15 protein-coding genes and 1 tRNA gene are annotated in these 18,410 nt (G+C 59.7%); 3 read left to right on the top strand and 13 right to left on the bottom strand.

Annotated elements, in window-relative coordinates:
- Positions 1–42: 42 nt before the first annotated feature.
- The 6 genes from ABL914_RS05195 to ABL914_RS05170 all read right to left on the bottom strand — a co-directional run bounded on the left by ABL914_RS05195 (position 43) and on the right by ABL914_RS05170 (position 9,375).
- Positions 43–1,101 (bottom strand): CaiB/BaiF CoA transferase family protein, encoded by a 1,059-nt coding sequence (locus ABL914_RS05195; protein ID WP_391562101.1) that lies wholly within the window; start codon positions 1,099–1,101, stop codon positions 43–45.
- Positions 1,102–1,169: 68 nt separating this feature from the next.
- Complete coding sequence (locus ABL914_RS05190; RefSeq protein WP_391562100.1) at positions 1,170–2,993, bottom strand: tetratricopeptide repeat protein; 1,824 nt, start codon at positions 2,991–2,993, stop codon at positions 1,170–1,172.
- A 3-nt stretch (positions 2,994–2,996) separates the two neighbouring features.
- A complete protein-coding gene (gene prsR / locus ABL914_RS05185) occupies positions 2,997–4,361 on the bottom strand; it encodes a PEP-CTERM-box response regulator transcription factor (RefSeq protein ID WP_391562099.1) in 1,365 nt (454 codons plus the stop codon).
- A gap of 1 nt (position 4,362) precedes the next feature.
- Complete coding sequence (gene prsK / locus ABL914_RS05180) at positions 4,363–6,489, bottom strand: XrtA/PEP-CTERM system histidine kinase PrsK (RefSeq protein ID WP_391562098.1); 2,127 nt, start codon at positions 6,487–6,489, stop codon at positions 4,363–4,365.
- Position 6,490: 1 nt separating this feature from the next.
- Entirely contained in the window at positions 6,491–7,876 is a 1,386-nt protein-coding gene (locus tag ABL914_RS05175; protein ID WP_391562097.1) for a TIGR03013 family XrtA/PEP-CTERM system glycosyltransferase, read from the bottom strand.
- Positions 7,877–7,986: 110 nt separating this feature from the next.
- On the bottom strand, positions 7,987–9,375 hold the full coding sequence (locus ABL914_RS05170) for a short-chain fatty acyl-CoA regulator family protein (RefSeq protein WP_391562096.1): 1,389 nt from the start codon (positions 9,373–9,375) through the stop codon (positions 7,987–7,989).
- Between the two features lie 148 nt (positions 9,376–9,523).
- Between ABL914_RS05170 and ABL914_RS05165 the strand changes: the two genes are divergently transcribed.
- Positions 9,524–11,110 (top strand): isocitrate lyase, encoded by a 1,587-nt coding sequence (locus ABL914_RS05165; RefSeq protein ID WP_391562095.1) that lies wholly within the window; start codon positions 9,524–9,526, stop codon positions 11,108–11,110.
- Between the two features lie 200 nt (positions 11,111–11,310).
- Positions 11,311–11,790, top strand: coding sequence for a hypothetical protein (locus ABL914_RS05160; protein WP_391562094.1), 480 nt, complete (start codon positions 11,311–11,313; stop codon positions 11,788–11,790).
- A 3-nt stretch (positions 11,791–11,793) separates the two neighbouring features.
- Here ABL914_RS05160 and ABL914_RS05155 read toward each other — a convergent pair whose 3' ends face one another.
- The 6 genes from ABL914_RS05155 to efp all read right to left on the bottom strand — a co-directional run bounded on the left by ABL914_RS05155 (position 11,794) and on the right by efp (position 15,903).
- Entirely contained in the window at positions 11,794–12,390 is a 597-nt protein-coding gene (locus ABL914_RS05155; protein ID WP_391562093.1) for a DUF3501 family protein, read from the bottom strand.
- 5 nt (positions 12,391–12,395) lie between these two features.
- Positions 12,396–13,721, bottom strand: coding sequence for a heterodisulfide reductase-related iron-sulfur binding cluster (locus tag ABL914_RS05150; protein ID WP_391562092.1), 1,326 nt, complete (start codon positions 13,719–13,721; stop codon positions 12,396–12,398).
- A gap of 118 nt (positions 13,722–13,839) precedes the next feature.
- Positions 13,840–14,265 carry a rubrerythrin family protein gene (locus ABL914_RS05145; protein WP_391562091.1) on the bottom strand — a complete coding sequence of 142 codons (426 nt, stop codon included), beginning with the start codon at positions 14,263–14,265 and terminating at the stop codon, positions 13,840–13,842.
- 138 nt (positions 14,266–14,403) lie between these two features.
- A tRNA-Leu gene (locus ABL914_RS05140) sits at positions 14,404–14,487 on the bottom strand.
- A gap of 16 nt (positions 14,488–14,503) precedes the next feature.
- Positions 14,504–15,328, bottom strand: a complete 825-nt coding sequence (locus tag ABL914_RS05135) for an inositol monophosphatase family protein (protein WP_391562090.1) — start codon at positions 15,326–15,328, stop codon at positions 14,504–14,506.
- 8 nt (positions 15,329–15,336) lie between these two features.
- Positions 15,337–15,903 carry an elongation factor P gene (efp, locus tag ABL914_RS05130; RefSeq protein ID WP_391562089.1) on the bottom strand — a complete coding sequence of 189 codons (567 nt, stop codon included), beginning with the start codon at positions 15,901–15,903 and terminating at the stop codon, positions 15,337–15,339.
- A gap of 127 nt (positions 15,904–16,030) precedes the next feature.
- On the opposite strand from efp, the gene ABL914_RS05125 reads away from it, so the two are divergent.
- Positions 16,031–16,390, top strand: a complete 360-nt coding sequence (locus ABL914_RS05125; protein WP_391562088.1) for a hypothetical protein — start codon at positions 16,031–16,033, stop codon at positions 16,388–16,390.
- 2 nt (positions 16,391–16,392) lie between these two features.
- On the opposite strand, the gene ABL914_RS05120 is transcribed toward ABL914_RS05125, so the two are convergent.
- Entirely contained in the window at positions 16,393–18,339 is a 1,947-nt protein-coding gene (locus ABL914_RS05120) for an OPT family oligopeptide transporter (RefSeq protein ID WP_391562087.1), read from the bottom strand.
- Positions 18,340–18,410: the final 71 nt, after the last annotated feature.

Below are 18,410 nucleotides of genomic sequence, written 5' to 3'. Positions count from 1 at the left end.
GCGGGGTTGGGGGGAGGTGATGCGGATTTCCCAAACGCTGCTCTAATGCCCCGCCAGCTTCACCGGCGGTGCGGGCGTCACTGAATAGCGCGGCGCGGGTGCAGGCTGAACCATCCCGCCATCTTCCACAAAGGTGCCTCGCGCCAGATTGTGCGGATGCTGCGGCGCTTCCTTCAGGCTCAGCACCGGAGCAAAGCAGATGTCGGTCCCGTCCATGATGCTGCACCATTCAGCGCGGGTCTTGGTCAGGATCAGTGCGGTCATCCGGTCTTTCAGCTCGTCCCACTTCAGCGGGTTCATTTGCTGGGCAAAATCAGGATCGCCGGTCAGCCCGGTCTTCTCAAGCAGCAGCGCATAGAACTGCGGCTCGATCGAGCCGAGCGAAATGTATTTGCCGTCGCTGGTTTCGTAGGTGTCGTAAAAGTGGGTTCCGCTATCAAGCAGGTTGACCCCGCGTTCATCACGCCACTGGCCGTTGCCAAGGAAGGTATAGGTCATCGCCGAAAGGATCGCCGCGCCATCGACCATCGCGCAGTCAACAACCTGGCCCGGCCCGCCCGAACGCGCATGCAGCACCCCGGCAACCACGCCGAATGCCAGCATCATGCCCCCGCCGCCAAAATCGCCCACGGCATTTACCGGGAAGCTGGGCTTCTCGCCCTTGCGGCCATAGCTGTGGAGTGCGCCCGAAAGCGCGATATAATTGATATCGTGGCCGGCCAGCGGGGCCATCGGGCCCTGTTGCCCCCACCCCGTCATCCGGCCGATCACCAGCTTGGGATTGATCGCCAGCAGCACATCGGGGCCAATCCCCATCCGCTCGATCACGCCGGGACGATAGCCTTCGATCAAGGCATCGGCGCTTTTGACCAGATCCTTCAACTGCGCGATTGCAGCGGGATCCTTAAGGTCAAGCTCGATCCGGGAGCGGTTGCGATTAAGGATATCGCGGTTGCCGTTATCCCCAAACCGGCCGCTGGTGCCAGGGCGTTCTACCCGGATTACCTGCGCGCCATGATCGGCCAGCATCATGCCGCAAAAAGGCCCCGGCCCAATCCCGGCCAATTCGATAACGGTTACACCCTGAAGAACCCCGGCCATCCTCAAACTCCCGAATTTAATCGCGCGATGAAATTGCTTTGGGCAAGGCCGGTGCGCTTGTCGAGAGGTTACTTGAGCTTCGCGCGCGCCGCCTTCAGCAAGGCATTGTCGCCGCCGCTGCGCCGGGCCTGTTCCAGCAATTGCCGGGCAATCGGGAAATCCTGCCCCAGTTCAACCAGTGCCATACCCCGGGCCTGTGCCGCAACGGCGCTGGATGGCTGAAGCAGCCAGGCGCGCGAGGCGCTTTCCAGCGCGGCTTTGGGATCACCGCTGCGCAGCTGCGCATAGCTGAGATCGGCCAGCAGCCGCACATCGCCATTGCCGCCCAGCAGCCGCAGGTTTTCAAGCAGGTTGCGGGCTGATTTCCAGTCTCCGCTGGCCGCTGCCATGGTCGCCGCCATCCGCAGCGCCAAACGGCTGCCTGGAAAGCGTTCCAGATATTGCGCCACCAAACCGGGCATCACGCCGCCCTGCCCGATCCGATCCGCACTTTCCCCAATCCGCACCAGCATCGTATCGGGAAAGCGCACCTTTGCCGCGGCCTGATAAAGCGGCAGGGCAGCTGCGGCGTTACCACCCGCCAGCTGGGCATCCCCTGCCAGATCAAAAGCGGCGCCTGAACCTGGGTGAAGTTCAAGAAAGCGACTGGCCACCCGGATCGCGCCGGCCTGATCGCCTGCTGCAATCAGGCTGCGAACATAGGGAACCGCGGCCCCAAGGGCGCTCTGGTTGGCCAGCCATGCCCCGGCATAGGTGCCCGGCCCACCCGGCTCAAACACCGCCAAGGTCGCAGCAGGCGCAACGGCCGCCGCACGGTCCAGCAGTTGCCCGGCCGCCAACCGATCACCCACTTCCTCATAGGCGCGGGCCATGATCGTCAGCAAATAGACTGATGCATCGGGCCGTGCGGCCAGCGCTGAAAACCGGGTCAGCAGCGCCTTGTAATCGCCCGATTCGTAAAGTGCGCGGGCAAACAATTGTTGGGCCCGCGGATTGGCCGATTGGCGTTCAACCACCCGGCCCAGCAGTTGCGCGGCCAGATTGGCATTGCCGGCCTCAAGCTCCATCGATCCGCGCAGCAGCAAGACAGCCGGCACATGATCCATCCGATCACCCACGCGGTTCAGCATGGCCCGCGCCAGTTGATTGTTGCCGGCACGGGCCGCCAGCACGGCTTGAAAATACCAGGCGCGGGGCTCTCCGCCAGCTTGGCCCAGGATCCGGCGCGCTACGCTCAACATCTCACGGTCGCGCCCGGCTTCGCCCAGGGCAGCGGCATAACCGATCAGCAGGCCGATATCACCCGGCGCGGCATCCAGTGCCTGTTCGTAATAGGCCGCAGCTTCACCGTAGCCCTGGGTTTCGCTGATCAACTGCGCCTTAAGTTCAAGCGCGCGGACATTGGCCGGATCTAATGACAGCGCCTTATCGGCTGCATCGTGGGCCTGAAGCTGCTCACCGCCAACATAGCGCAACCGGCCGATTTCAACCCACAGCAATGGATCCTTGGGGCTGAAGGCCAGTGCCTTGTCAAACGCCGCGCCCGATGCCGGCAATCTGCCATCCAGCCGTTCAAGCTGGCCCAGCAGCATCCAACCTTTCGCCTGACTGCCTTTGGCAAACTGGCCCGGCGCCAACCATTCTCGCGCGGCGATCCGGTTGCCCCGCAACAACAGTGCTTCGCCCATCGCGGCGGCCACATCGCTTTTGCTGGCGCCATTTTTCAGCGCCGCCTTAAGTTCGATTTCGGCGGCCAGGCCGTCCCCGCGATTAAGCGCGCGCGCCGCCGTATCAACATGCTGCCTGGCAGCTTCGGGCACAGCCAATGATGGCGCTGCCAACGCCAGCAATGCCAAAGCAGCCAGAACGGCGGTGCGGCGCGGGGTCTTCATGGTTCAGGCCTGGAGATCATATTGCTTGAGCAAATCGTAGAGCGTTGGCCGGCTGATGCCCAGCAGCTTGGCAGTGTTGGAAATGTTGCCCTCGCTGCGCGCCAAAGCATGGCGGATGACTTTGCGATCGGCCGCTTCGCGCGAACTCTTGAGGTTGAGGACATTGGCATCTTCGGCTTCGTCACCGGCCAGATCAAGATCGGCCGCGCTAACCAGTTTGGCATCGGTCATGATCACCGCGCGCTTCACGCGGTTTTCCAGTTCGCGCACATTCCCCGGCCACTTCCACGCATCAATCGCGCTTAGCGCATCTGGGCTGAAGCCTTTGACTGCGGGGTTCATTTCCTTGGCAAAGCGCGCAAGAAAGGCCTTCGCCAGCAGTGCCGGATCACCCGGCCGTTCGGCCAGGCTGGGGATTTTCACGACGATTTCGGCCAGTCGATAGAACAGGTCTTCGCGGAACCGGCCTTCGGCGATCATCGCCTCAAGGTTTTGGTGGGTGGCGCAGACAATCCGGGTATCAACCGCAATTGCGCTGCGCGAACCGATCCGCTCGATCACCCGTTCTTGCAGGAAGCGCAGCAATTTGACCTGAAGTGGCAATGGGATATCGCCCACCTCGTCAAGAAACAGGGTGCCGCCGCCGGCTTGTTCGATCTTGCCTTCGGTGGTCTTTACTGCCCCGGTAAAAGCGCCCTTTTCATGCCCAAACAGCTCACTTTCCAGAAGGTTCTCTGGAATCGCCGCGCAATTGATCGCAACAAACGCCCCGCTGCTGCGGTCGCTCGCATCGTGCAGTCCGCGCGCCAACAATTCCTTGCCGGTCCCGCTTGCTCCCAGCAACATCACCGAAACCCCGGTGTTGGAAACCCGTTCGATCGTGCGCGCAACTTTCAACATTTCGGGTGCGGCGGTTATCATCCGCCCCAACACCCGATTGTCTTCGGTCCCACGCGCGGCAAGCTGCTGGTTTTCGGCTTCGATCTGCCGAAGCTGCAAGGCCCGCCGCACGATCAGGCCCAGTGCTTCGATATCAACCGGCTTCTGGTAGAAATCGTAAGCGCCCTTGGCGATCGCATTGAGCGCGCTTTCGCGGGCACCATGCCCCGAAGCGACGATCACTTTCGTATCAGGCTTCAGCGCCATGATTTCATCGAGCACGGCGAATCCAACCGTGGTCCCATCCGGATCGGGCGGCAAGCCAAGATCAAGCGTGACCACATCGGGTTCCTCGCTGCGCAGTGCAGCAATCGCCTCGGCCTGATCGGTGGCCTGGATGACCTCGAAATCAGGCCATGCCCATTTGAGCTGGGCCTGCAATCCAGGATCGTCTTCCACGATCAGCAGCTTGGGTTTTGGATCAGACATATCAGGCGACTCTCGTTTGATCTGGGTCCTGTCTGGACAGTGTCTGGATTGCGTCTGCGGTATCGCTTAGCGGCAAACGGATGGTGAAGCGGGTGCCAAAGCCTTCCTGACTTTCCACTTCAAGCCGCCCACCCATCGCCCGCACCAGCTCGCGCGCTTCATAGGCACCGATCCCGAAACCGCCGGTTTTGGTGGAATCAAACGGCTTGAACAGGCGGGTCCGGACGAATTCAGCGCTCATGCCGGAGCCGGAATCAAGCACCTCGATCTCACCATGCATTCCGCTTTTGCCAACCCGCACAAAAACCGCAGAACCGGCAGGGCTGGCATCGATCGCATTCTGGATCAGATGCAGCAGCACCTGCTCCAGCGAACTGCGGGTCGCACTCACCTCGACCGCTTCCGCCTCCACCAAGGTTACTGGATGGTGCTGATCGACCTGAGCCACCGCCCCGCGCGCAACCGCATCGGCCGCAACCGGGCCGACTGGATCGACCGTGGCTGCACCATATCGCGAAAGCCGCGCCAGCAAGGCCTTGAGCTTGTCCGCCGAATTGCGCAGCGTGACCAGCATATCCGCTTGAAAATCAGGGTTTTCCGCATGGCTTTCAGCATTGCGGGCCAGCAGGCTCATTTGGCTGGCCAGGTTTTTGATATCATGCATCACAAAGGCGATCCGGCGATGGAAATCGTCAAACCGGCTTGCCTCGGCCAGGGCGGCTTGCCCGGCATGTTCGGCCAGATAGCTGGCAAGCTGCTGCCCGGCGACCCGCAAAAGATCGAAATCCTCCCAATCGAGCAACCGAGCCTGCGCCGGCCGCGCAAGAACTACGGCTCCGATCATCCGCTCATAGTGCAGCAACGGCACAACCGCCCAGGCCCGCGTTTCCTCGATCAGCCAGGCTGGCAGCGTCAAATCGCAGCGCTTGTCGCTTTTTCCGGCACGCACCGCATCAAGATCTGCAACATAGTTCGCACTTTCCAACACCCGCAAGGCCGATTGATTGAGAGCTTCGCCCGGCACCTCTGCGGTTAGCCATTGCCAGCGCCCTGCCAGCGCCAGATGCCCGCCTTCGGCCTGGGTCAACAGCAAGCCCGCAGGACTTTCCACGATATCGGCCAAGGCGCGGATCACGCGCTCTTCGAGGCTCGATTGGCCCTGCCCGCTCTGGCCGATCGTACGGGTAAAGCGCAGCCACTCGGTGCGGTAGTCATAACGGTGCTGAAACAGATGCTTGGCCAGAGTGACCCGAAGCCAACCGCGCAGTCGCTCGGACAGCAGCAGCACAGCCGCCAGCGTTGCAGCCAGTACCAGGAAGATGAATTGCAACAGCCGCGAATAGTCACTTCCGGCGAACGAAAGCCACTTGGCAACCGCCACCATCGTCACAAGATAGCCGCCGATCAGGATCAACGACATCGTCTGGAAGGCAACAGCGCGTGATGGGCGCAGCTTGGGACTTTCCCCTGTGCCGGTCACTCCGAAAGACAACATCAGCGCAATCGGGATCGCCAAACCACCGCGCACTACCTCTAGCAGGATCGGATAATCGCCCGTCAAATAGGCGATTGCATAGTAATTGAGATCAAGCCCCCACAGCAGCGCCAGCGCCGCGGCCGGCCATCGTACGATCTGCCGCGTCTCACCAGATGCCCCGCCATAAAGGTTGTGCAGCAGCACCAGGCCCCCGATTACGCCCAGCAAGTGCAGCATGGTCAGCGTCTGGAAGCCCACCGGCAGTGCCAGTTGTCCGCCAGCATAAGCCAGCAGCAAGCCAAGCACGCCCGCTTGCAAAACTTCAACAAAGGCCAGCGCACCCAATAGCGGCCGGACCGGGCGGATCACCGCAAGGCGGCCATCGATCGCAAACAATCGCGACAAGACCAGTATCCATCCCAGATCGCGCGCAATCTCTATACCGTAAGTCAAATTGCTTTCGGGCCCGGTGATTGATCCCGATGCGGCCCAGATGCTGGTTAAACCAAGCGCTGCGACCAGTGAATGACGAGCGATTCCAAATCTTTGTTTGCAACCTTGCAGCCAAACCGTTGCCGCAAAACAGGCCACAGCGGCCGCACCCCACAACAGCGCGTTGATCAATTCCCAATCTGGCAGAATGCCGTCCATCTCAGCGCGCGCCTTCGTGCCACAGCACCACCCGCAGGGTCTGCAACAGGATCAACAGATCAAGGAACGGAGTGTAGTTTTTGGCGTAGTACAAATCATATTCCAGCTTGTGCCGTGAATCCTCGATTGATGCGCCATACGGATAGTTGATTTGCGCCCAACCGGTGATCCCGGGTTTGACCATGTGACGTTCAGCATAAAACGGTAGCTGTTCTTCCAGATCCGCGACAAATTCTGGACGCTCTGGGCGCGGACCGACAAAGCTCATCTCGCCTTTGAGAACACCCCAGGTTTGCGGCAGTTCATCGATCCGGGTCTTGCGAATGAACCGGCCAAGCCTGGTAACCCGCGGATCATTCTTGGTTGCCCACTGTGCACCATTGGCTTCGGCGTCGGTCCGCATCGAACGCAGTTTGATCACGTCAAACGGCTGGCCAAATAGCCCCACCCGGGTCTGGCGGAAAAAGGCTGGCCCTTTGCTGTCGATCTTCACCAGCAGCGCAAACAGCGCGATGATCGGAAGGGTCAGAAACAGCAGCAATGAACTTGCGGCAATATCAAACACCCGCTTGGCCGCACTGGAAATCGCCCGGCCGGATGAAAAACCATCCGAAAAAATCAGCCAGCTGGGATTGACCGAATCAAGATCAACCCGGCCGGTTTCGCGTTCGATAAAGCTCGAAAAATCGTTGACGTGGACCCCTGTGGTCTTGATCCTGAGCAGATCGGCCAGCGGCAACGCATTGCGGCGTTCTTCCAGCGCCAGCACAACTTCGCTGGCACCAAGGTTTTCGACATAACGGGTCAGATTGCTGATCGCCGAACGCGCGATCGCCTCTTCGATAACCGGTTTGCTATCGGTCATCAGCACATAGCCGACAACCACGAAGCCGCTTTCCGGGCGATCAGAAAGCTGTCGCAGCCGATCGGCCCGGTGGCCCGCACCCAGCACCAGAACCCGGCGGCGAAAAGCAGAGACGCCAAGAATTCCGCCGATAACCAGGCGGTTCATTACCAGTGCTACAACCGATCCAACCATCGCGTAGGCCAGGGTTGAGCGCCAGAAGTTTCCGCCGCCTAGCAAGAAATCAAGGAATGTCAGGGCAATGATGCCAAGCGAAATCGCAACAAGGATCCGTGCCGTGGCAAACCGCATCGAACGCAGCGCATCCGCACCATAAACCCCAACTGCAATCATCGCGGCCAGGATGACCAGGCAATAGCCAGAAAGCTGCCAGGCGCGATCTGCCACCGGCCCCGGATCCATCGCAATCTGTGCGGCCCGCAACCGCCAGCCAAGATCGCCGACCGTCAACAGCAGCGCCATATCGATCAGTCCGAGCAGCACGACTGCATGCGGAATATAGTGTTTGAACAGACGGATCATGGTCTCGGCACGGCGCCCTTCTTCAAAGCATTGCCGTGCCTGCCTAGGCGCGAGAGGTGAAATGTCGGTAAATTTTACAGAATTTGGTTAAATCGATCGAAAACAGAAACCTAGCGGGCAAACACAAACGGTGTCAGGCCAAGGCTGCGCTCATCGAATTCCAGCACTGCGCCGCGCGGCGCAAGCGAGCGTTGCTGGCAATCACTGCGGTGGCACAAGCCGCACCCCGCCCCGATCGTTTCTGCGCTGGTTGGATCCAGCGCCATTCCCCGGGCCAGCGCCAATTGCCCGGCCATTCCGGCTTCAATTCCCAGCACCACCACAAACCGGGCAGGATCGCTGCCAAGCGCACCGTTTCCCTCCACTGTGCGGGCCAAGGAAAACCACGACGATCGCTGGCCGGCAGGATCGACAAAAGCCACATTCTGAACAACAATCCGGCCGGTTTGCTCAAACGCGCGGTGGATGTTCCACAAGGGGCAACTGCCGCTGCTTTCCAGCAAGGTCGTGCCACTGGCCCCGGCATAGCGTTTCGAAAATTGTCCTGCGCGATCAACCCGCGCCATGAAGAACGGCAATCCGCGCTGACCGACCCGTTGCAGGGTGGTCAGCCTGTGGGCAAGCTGTTCAAAACCAACGTTGAATCGCCGCTGCAGCAGCGGCAAATCATAGCCTGTGCCTTCGCAAGCCCTGATGAAGCGGCCATAAGGCATGATTAGCGCGGCCGCAAAATAGGCCGCCATGTGCCGGCGAAACAGCCGCCATGCCGCCCGATCGGCAAAGCCCGCTCCATCAGCAAGCGCCGCTATTGCTTCGCGCTGTTCAAGCAGGGCGAGCTGCACCGCGATCTGGAAATTGCGCGACGATTGATCGAGCTGTTCCGAAAGCTGTAGTTGACGCGCATGAAGATCAAGCCGCCGCAGCGCATCAGGCATTACATCAACCGGCAAGATCCGGACCGCAATCTGGTGTTTCTGGCGCAGCCGCTCGGTCAGCGCAGCGCCGATATCGGGGTTCGACAAGCGCAGTTCATCAGCCAAAGCCTCGGCATCACTATCAAGGTCTGCAAAATGATTGCGCCAGCGTTCGATCTCGCGGCGGGCAAGGTCCATAGGATCGCTGACCACAGCATCGGCCTTGCCCCCGCCGGCATCGTAAAGCCGGGCGAAGGCCAATGCAGCCTGCGGCGCAGCCGCCAGCCATTCGGCAACCTCGTCGCGATCGATCGTCAGATCGGCAAACCGTTCGTCTGCCAGGCGGCGGCGCAGACCATCGATCCCGCCAACAGCCTCGTCCTGGCGCAGGCTGCGTGGGTCAAAATCAAACCGTTCGGCAAGTTGCACCAGCAATCGCGCGGATAGTGGCCGCTGATTGCGTTCGATCAGGTTGAGATAGCTGGGTGATACGTCCAGTCGCGCGGCCATGGCAGCCTGGGTCAGACCTTCACGGCGGCGCAAACGCCGGATTGAAGGGCCGGCAAGGATCGAATTATCGGTCATAGCCTGATACTCATGTAATTTTATTTACAACTTTGCAAACAAGTATTGGCTTAGTGTCGCAAAGTCACAAGATTTTTGTCACTTTTGTTACCAAACCATCGCAACTCTTGGCTATCAGCAACGCAACAACTCCCCAGGAGACCTACCCGTGACCTATTCGAACGAAATCGCCGCAGCTCAGTCCATTATCGGTGCGCAGCCAGCATGGGACGGCATCAATGCGGAAAGCGTTGCCCGGATGCGTCTGCAAAACCGGTTTAAAACCGGGCTGGACATCGCCAAGTACACGGCCGGGATCATGCGCGCTGATATGGCCGCCTATGATGCCGATCCGGCCAATTACACCCAATCACTTGGCTGCTGGCACGGCTTCATCGGGCAGCAGAAGCTGATCTCGATCAAGAAGCATTTCGGCACGACAAAGGGCCGCTACCTCTACCTTTCGGGCTGGATGATTGCCGCGCTGCGCAGCGAATTTGGGCCCTTGCCCGATCAGTCGATGCATGAAAAGACCAGCGTTCCAGCATTGATCGAAGAGCTGTATACATTCCTGCGCCAGGCCGATGCCCGTGAGCTTGGCGGCCTGTTCCGCGAACTTGACGACGCCAAGACCGCGGGCGACGAGGTCAAGGCCAAGGCAGCTCAGGCCAAGATCGATGGCTTTGAAACCCATGTGGTGCCGATCATCGCCGATATCGATGCCGGTTTCGGCAATGCAGAGGCTACCTACCTTCTTGCCAAGAAAATGATCGAAGCGGGTGCCTGTGCGCTGCAGATCGAAAACCAGGTCTCCGACGAAAAGCAGTGTGGGCACCAGGACGGCAAGGTAACCGTGCCACACGAAGACTTTCTCGCCAAAATTCGCGCCATTCGTTACGCCTTCATGGAAATGGGCGTTGAAGACGGCATCATAGTCGCCCGCACAGATTCGCTGGGCGCCGGCTTAACCAAGCAGATCGCCTTTACCCGCGAAGCAGGCGATATCGGCGATCAATACAACAGCTTCCTCGATTGCGAAGACGTGACCACGGTTGGGCACGGCGATGTGCTGATCAGCCGCGATGGCAAGCTGATGAAGCCCAAACGGCTTCCCAGCAACCTTTACCAGTTCCGTTCGGGCACCGGCGAGGATCGCTGTGTGCTGGATTGCATCAATTCACTGCAGAACGGCGCAGACTTGCTGTGGATCGAAACGGAAAAGCCACATATCGGCCAGATCGGCGGCATGGTCAGCCGAATCCGCGAAGTGATCCCCAACGCCAAGCTGGTTTACAACAATTCACCCAGCTTCAACTGGACTCTGAATTTCCGCCAGCAGGTGTTTGATATCTGGAACGATGCCGGCAAGGATGTCTCGGCCTATGATCGCGCCAGGCTGATGAGTGTTGACTATGACACCACCGATCTGGCCGCCGAGGCCGATGAACGGATCCGCACATTTCAGCGCGATTCAGCGGCGCAGGCCGGTATTTTCCATCACCTGATTACCCTGCCGACCTATCACACGGCAGCACTCAGCACCGATAATCTGGCCAAGGAATACTTCGGCGATGCCGGCATGCTGGGCTACGTCAAGAACGTCCAGCGGCAGGAAATTCGCCAGGGCATTGCCTGCGTCAAGCACCAGAACATGTCGGGCAGCGATATCGGCGACGATCACAAGGAATATTTCGCCGGTGAGGCCGCCCTTAAAGCCGGCGGCGCCCACAACACGATGAACCAGTTCGCGGCTTAGAAACGCCGCAAAGCTCTCCTGGGGAGGAGAAACGACGGCCGTCGGGGTGCCCCTTTCACCCCGGCGGCCGTCAACTTTCCTGTAACCATAAACCCAAACGGCGCAGTTAACCTTCGCGCGCTATGACCACGGCCATGCGCAGAGCCAAAACAACCCAATCGCTTTCACCACGGCAGCTCAAGCACTTTGCGGTGATTGCTGTGACCGTCACTTGCCTGCTGGCGCTGTTCGCAAGCGGCCAGGACTGGGGAGCTCAAGCACAAGTTGATGCCATCGAGGCCAAAAACCGGATGATTGCGGCCGAGCGGGAAAAACTTGGCACAAAGCAAATCGTGACCAGTATTGCCGTCCGGAAGGCTCCGGATAGTGGCGGGTTTGGCGAAGCTGCCGGAGCAAGCGGGGCCGGCGATTCCGGTGGCGGGGGCGCTGCCGGCGCCAGTGTCGCACCGCAATCAACCCGCCAACGGCCAGAGATAACCGGGCATATACCGATCTATCCCGGCGCAAACCCAAAGCCTGGCACCACTGTGACGGTTAAGGGTGTTCCTGCCGAACTAGCCCCCGGCGCAAAGCCCAAAGCGAAAACAAAGCTTCAAACTGGAGTGGTCAGCGCCGAGCAATCCAGCCAGATCAAGGAAACATCCCGCCAGCGCACAGGCGTGAGCGAAGGCAACGATTGATGGCTAGAAGCAATCACGGCCCAGGAAGGCCCGCATCTCGTCCCCGATCAGCGCCGCGTGTCCATAGTTCGGGTGGTCGATCACCAGCATCGCGCTATCTTCGCCGGATTGCCAGGCCGCAATGGCTTCTGGCGGGAATGGGAAATGCAGGAAGTGCACGGCACTCGCCTTGTTATCGCTCTCTCGCGTCCGGGCGGTATCGCCTTCGGGGATTGCCTCGATGAGGTGGCCACCAAGGCGGACCGCAACGTGCCCTTCGACACCGCCAATAGTCCTCAGAAAGACGTCGCGACGCTGTTCGTCAGCAACTTCAAACAACAGCGTGCAGGTTAATTCCGCGCCGTTTGGCACCATCGGATTATAGGCCGCCAGTTCATCGACCAATTGCTCCGCCCCGCCCTTTTCGATCCTGAGCATTTCCTGGATCTGCAACCACATGCTGTCCCAATTTTCGAACAGCACGGTGGCATTTGGGCCAACCGCCAGCCGCGTAAGCCGTTTGCGGGCAATTGCTTCTGACTTTTTATCAGCGCGGATCAGCGCATACTGATCTGGCGGCAGGATATCATCGGCGGCGATCGTGCGGCTATCGCGAGGCATTTCAGTTACAATCCATATGCCTTGGCCAGAACTTCGATCGGATGGCCGATCCGCTCTGGCGGGGTAGCACCGCCACTGGCGATAACCTGTTTGAGATGCGGCCCGGCCAGCGGACATTCGCTGACCACCAAATCTGGTTGATCCCTCATCAGCCCGCGTGCAGCCGGCCGCCCAACCTTGATTGCGCGATCAAAGTTTTCCTTGAAAATACCCCATTTCCCGCCGTGGCCAGAGCACCGCTCGGTCAAGGCAGGTTTTGCTTCAGGGATTAGCCGCAACATTTCCATCGCTTTTGCGCCCATGTTCTGCGCACGGGCGTGGCAAGCGAAATGGACCGCGATCGATTGCGGCATTGGTTCAATCGGGGCCAGACCGGTTTCTTTGGCCAGCGCCACGACATATTCCGCGACATCGAATGTGTGCTGACTTAGCAGCTTTACATCCTGGCTGGCCGTATCAATCAGCGGCCATTCGAACTTGAGCATCAGCGCGCAGCTGGTGGTCAGCGCAACAACATCCCAGCCGGCTTCAATCAGTGGTTTGAAATGGGCAGAGATTCGCTTGGCCGCACCGGCCACGGCGGGAAGATCGCCATTCTCAAATTTGGGCATGCCGCAGCAATCGGGATGTTCAATCCGCACCTGAACCCCATTGTGGGCCAGCACTTTGACCAATGCCCGGCCCGGACCACCATCGTTGAACTCATCATGGCAACCGGCATAGATCGCCACCTTCTTGCCAAAAGCGGGGCCATCGGGATTGGGCTGCGGGATGATACCGGGTGCCTGGCGGCTAAGCGATATGTCCATGAATGGCGGCAAATGGGCCCGCGCATCGATTCCGGTAAATTTCTCGATCACGGGGCGGGTCAAGTCATTCCCTTCCCTGGTTGCCCAATTGGCCAAACCTGATGCAATCGTTCCCAACCGGCCATTGCGGTCCATTTCGGCCAGCTGCTGGTCCATGAACCCGGTTTCGCCCTTGCGATGCTTCACCGCCCGGGCGCGCAGCATCAGGTGCGGAAAATCAAGATCGAAGCTGTGCGGCGGCACATATGGGCATTTGGTCATGAAGCACATGTCGCACAGCGTGCAGGCATCAACGACCTGGGCCAACTGAACCGGGGTCAGATCATCCACTTCCTCATTCGGCGCCTCGTCAACCGCATCGAACAGGATCGGGAAGCTATCGCACAGATTGAAGCAGCGACGGCAGCCGTGGCAGATATCGTAGACCCGCCGTAGCTCTGCATCGAGCGCGGCCTCATCATACCAGGCTTCATCTTGCCACGGGATTGGATGGCGCGTCGGCGCCCCAAGGCTGCCTTCCATGCGGGCCCCCAGTTTCAGGATTGTTAGAGAAGGTAACGAAGCAACCCAGGGCCGTTACAAGGCCACTGGATTGCTTCGCGGATCCCCTCACCGGGCGGGGTGAGGGGGCGGGGGCCTGTCAAGCGTCGGCAAGCAAAGCGTCAAGCGTCTTCTGGAACTTGCCGGCATGGCTCTTTTCAGCCTTGGCCAGCGTTTCGAACCAGTCAGCAATTTCATCAAAACCCTCGTCGCGCGCGGTCTTGGCCATGCCCGGATACATATCAGTGTACTCGTGGGTTTCGCCAGCGATCGATGCCTTGAGGTTCGCTTCGGTGTTGCCAATCGGCAGACCAGTTGCCGGATCGCCAGTTTCCTCAAGGTATTCGAGGTGCCCGTGGGCATGGCCAGTTTCGCCTTCAGCGGTCGAACGGAACACTGCTGCAACGTCGTTGTGGCCTTCGATGTCGGCTTTCTGCGCAAAATAAAGGTATCGGCGATTGGCCTGGCTTTCGCCTGCGAATGCAGCCTTTAGATTATCTTCGGTTTTCGAACCCTTGAGTCCCATGATCGCTCTCCATTGACGGGGTGAAATCTAATCCACCATCAATGCGCCGATAGCCGCAGCAGGGCCAAGCGGAAATTCCGCGAGCGGTAATCGGAGAAAACGATAAGATCATTGCGAATTGATCGCAACTTCGAAGAATGGTGCCCCTGGCCCGACTCGAACGGGCACGTCTCTCAACAAACGATTTTGAGTCGTTCGCGTCTACCATTCCGCCACAGGGGCATGCTCGATCAGGAAATCAATTTCCCTTAAGCGTGTTCGCCAATAACTTGTGAAGCCGCGAATGCAAGGCGTCGTTGCCGGCCAGCACCTGCTTGTCACAAACCGGTTGCGAAATCCCGCGCCAATCCGTCACGAAACCGCCGGCTTCGCGCACCAGCAGGCAGCCAGCTGCTGTATCCCACGGCGCCAGATCGCTTTCCCAGAAACCTTCATAACGGCCTGCGGCAACCCAAGCGAGATCGAGCGAAGCGGCGCCAAAGCGGCGGATACCGGCAACTTGCGGGGCCAATGCTGCGTAAATCTTTGTCCATTCGGCGCTATCGCCGCGCCCGGCAAAGGGAATGCCAGTGGCGATCAGGCTTTCATCCAGATGCCGCCGCCCCGATACCCGCAAACGCCGGTCTTGCAGCCAGGCACCGCGGGTTTTTTCAGCCCAATATGTCTCATCGGTGATAGGCTGATAGACTACCGCAGCGGTCACCTCGCCCCAACCCGACCCATCGAGTTTGGGTTCCTGCACCGCGATCGAAATCGCGAAATGCGGAATTCCGTGCAGGAAGTTGCTGGTCCCGTCCAGCGGATCGACGATAAAGCGGGGCTTGCCCTCCTCACCCGCAATCTCGCCGCCTTCTTCCATCAGGAAGCCATAATCGGGACGCGCTGCGCGCAGCTCGTCCCAGATGGTCCGTTCAGCATGCTGATCAGCTTTTGAAACAAAATCTGCCGGGCCCTTTTTGGACACCTGCAAATGCTCAATCTCACCAAAATCGCGCCGCAGCCGGCCACCCGCCTTGCGGGCAGCCTTTTCCATTACGCGAATAATCCCGGAAATAACGGCCATGATCTGTCTCAGTCCGCCTTGCCGACATAGGTACGTTCATAGACATCGACGATGATCCGGGTGCCCGCAGCAATAAACGGCGGAACCATAACGCGCACGCCGTTGTCAAGGATGGCAGGCTTGAAGCTGGAGCTGGCAGTCTGGCCCTTTACCACGGCGTCAGCCTCTACGATGGTGGCTTCAATCTGTTCGGGCAAGGCGACGCTGATCGGGCGCTCTTCCCACAGTTCCAGCGTCACTTCCATGCCATCTTGCAGGAACGCGGCGGCATCACCAAGCAAGTCGGTGGGAAGGTTGATCTGCTCGTAATTGTCCTTGTCCATGAACACCAAAGCATCGCCATCGGTGTAAAGGTATTGGAAATCCTTGGTATCGAGGCGGACTTTTTCAACCGTGTCCTGGCTGCGAAAACGGACGTTGGTTTTGCGCCCATCAATCAGGTTCTTCATCTCAACCTGCATGAACGCGCCGCCCTTTCCGGGCTGGGTATGCTGGGTCTTGGCGACCTTCCAGATGCCCTTTTCGTATTCGATGATGTTGCCGGGACGAATATCGACGCCGCTGATTTTGGCCATGATTGCCTCTTCAAGGATGAGAAAGAACCCGGACCCCGCGGCCCGGACGCAGCGCGCCCTTAGCCCAGCAAGCAGCGAACGGCAAGGACTCTGGCCCTCAACCAGGCTTGCTGATAAAGCCGCAGACATGAAACCGCTTGCTGCCCTTTTTGTCGCCGTGTTGGCCGCCCCTGCCCTGGCCGTTCCCGGCGGAGAGATCGGATCGCTTCGCCCGGGGGCCTACCAATGCGAAATGCCCGGTGATGCAACTGGTGCAGCCGGGCTTCGGACACCCGATGCCGATTTCGATATTATCACGGCCAACACCTATGCCAGGCCCGAAGGCCGCGGGACTTACCTTTTGACTGGCGATCTGCTGCAACTGACCAGCGGCCCCCTGAAAGGCGCAAAGTACCACCGCGTTTCGAACAATTTCATGCGTCAGATTGGTCCAGACGGGCAAGACACCGCGATGCGCTGTGTGCGCAGGGTGCTATACAAGCGCTAGCTTCAGGATTTGCTGACTGGCCGCGAAGCACCTTCACGCATCCGGGCATAGGCCCAGGCCGTCAATCCGCCGAACAACACCGCACCCATCGGCACGGCATAGGGATTGGCCCCCAGCAGCGCCAGCGCATCGGGATCATCAGTCGCGCTGACCACCACCGAATACAACACGTTGAACAGTCCATCACCAACGATCAGTCCGGTTGCTGTCAGCACGCCCATCCGCTCTGCAAAGGCCGGATCCTGCTGGCGCACGGCCCAGCGATTATAGAGCCAGCCCAGCACCGCGCCGATCACCACGAAACCGGTTGAATCGGTGGGCAGATACATGCCCATGCCCACGGCCAGCGGGGGAAGCGAACCCTTGCCGCCACGCTTCAGCGCTTCGTCCGCGATAATCGCGGCCACGCCCACCAGCGCGCCGATCCCGATCAGGTTCCAGTTAAGATCGCCGCCCAGCACGCCCTTGGCAATCGTGCTGATAAGCGCGGCTTGCGGGGCACCCAGTGCATTATCGCCAGCACCCGGCGCGCCCTGAAAGCCGAAAGTTGAATTTAGCATGGTCAGGATTGGCGGGATCACCAGCCCGCCGAAAATCACCCCCAGCACCAATGCCACTTGCTGCCGCCAGGGCGTTGCCCCAACCAGTTGCCCGGTCTTCAAATCCTGCAGATTGTCATTGGCAATCGTGGCGATGCCAAAGATGATCGCGGTGACGAACAGCGCGAACGCAACCAGCGCCTTGGTATCGTCTGGCGATAGCCCGCGCCCAAACAGCGCCACCAGCAGCAAGGAAATGCCCAGAACCGCCAGGATGCCTACGCCCGATACCGGACTGTTCGAGGCCCCGATAAGCCCGGCCATGTAACCCGTAACCGAAGCGATCACCACACCCGCAATCAGGATGTAGATCGTGCTGGCCAACAGCGAGAGGCCCAGCATTCCTTCAATCGGTCCGCCCGCGCCCAAATCTGCCAGCAGCACCATCACCGGCACCATCAGCAAGACAATTGATCCGCCAACTATGCCGATTGGAATATCGCGCTCCGTCAGTTCCAGCGCATCCATCTTGCCGGCAGCCTTGCGGGCCTTGTCCGCCTTGAGCGCGCTGGTGATGCCGCGCACGATCGGGCCGATTACCTTAAGCAGCGTATAGATCGCCGCAATTCCGATTGCCCCGGCGCCGATCAGGCGCACTTCGCTGCGAAAGGTGCCGCGCAAAAAGCCGATCATTTCTTCACCAGCCGGCATGCCGCTGGCGGTCAACTGCGGCAGGATAATGAAGTATGAAAGGATTACGCCAACCAGCATCGCAACGCCCACCGCGATGCCCACAAGATGCCCCACGCCCAGCAACGAGAACGAGAAGGTGAGCGACAGAAAACTGCCGCCACCGCCAAGTTTGAATGCCGTTTCCCAGCCCTCGACCACCAGCTTGGCCTTGGCCAAAAGCGAATAGACTGCCGAAATTACGGTCCCGAAAATCACGGCTTTCAGCCCGCGCGCATTCTCTTCCGCGCCGCCAACGCCTGCGCCCACTTTCAGCACTTCGGCAGCAGCCACGCCTTCGGGATAGGGCAAATCCGATCCGGTAACCAAAGCGCGGCGCAGCGGCACCGAATAGAGCACCCCCAAGATTCCGCCGATCACAATCACCGCAACCGATTCCCAATAGGGAAAGCCCTGCCACCACCCGATCATCACCAGACCGGGCAGCACAAACACGATTGCCGACAGCGTGCCAGCCGATGATGCGACCGTCTGGACAATGTTGTTTTCCTGAATTGTCGTATCGGCAAACATCTTCAGGACCGCCATCGAGATCACCGCAGCCGGGATCGAAGTAGCGAAGGTAAGCCCGACCTTAAGCCCCAGATAAACATTGGCAGCGGTAAAAATCACCGTCAGCAGCGCGCCCAGGATGATTCCCCGCAGAGTCAATTCACGCATGGTCGGTCCCTCGGCATTTCACAACGGTTGGTCGGGCAACATGGCCGCAGCTGAGCAGCACGGCCTGAAGC

The sequence above is a fragment of the Novosphingobium sp. genome (assembly GCF_040079535.1).
Taxonomy (GTDB): domain Bacteria; phylum Pseudomonadota; class Alphaproteobacteria; order Sphingomonadales; family Sphingomonadaceae; genus Novosphingobium.
This window is presented reverse-complemented; position numbering and strand designations above follow the sequence as displayed.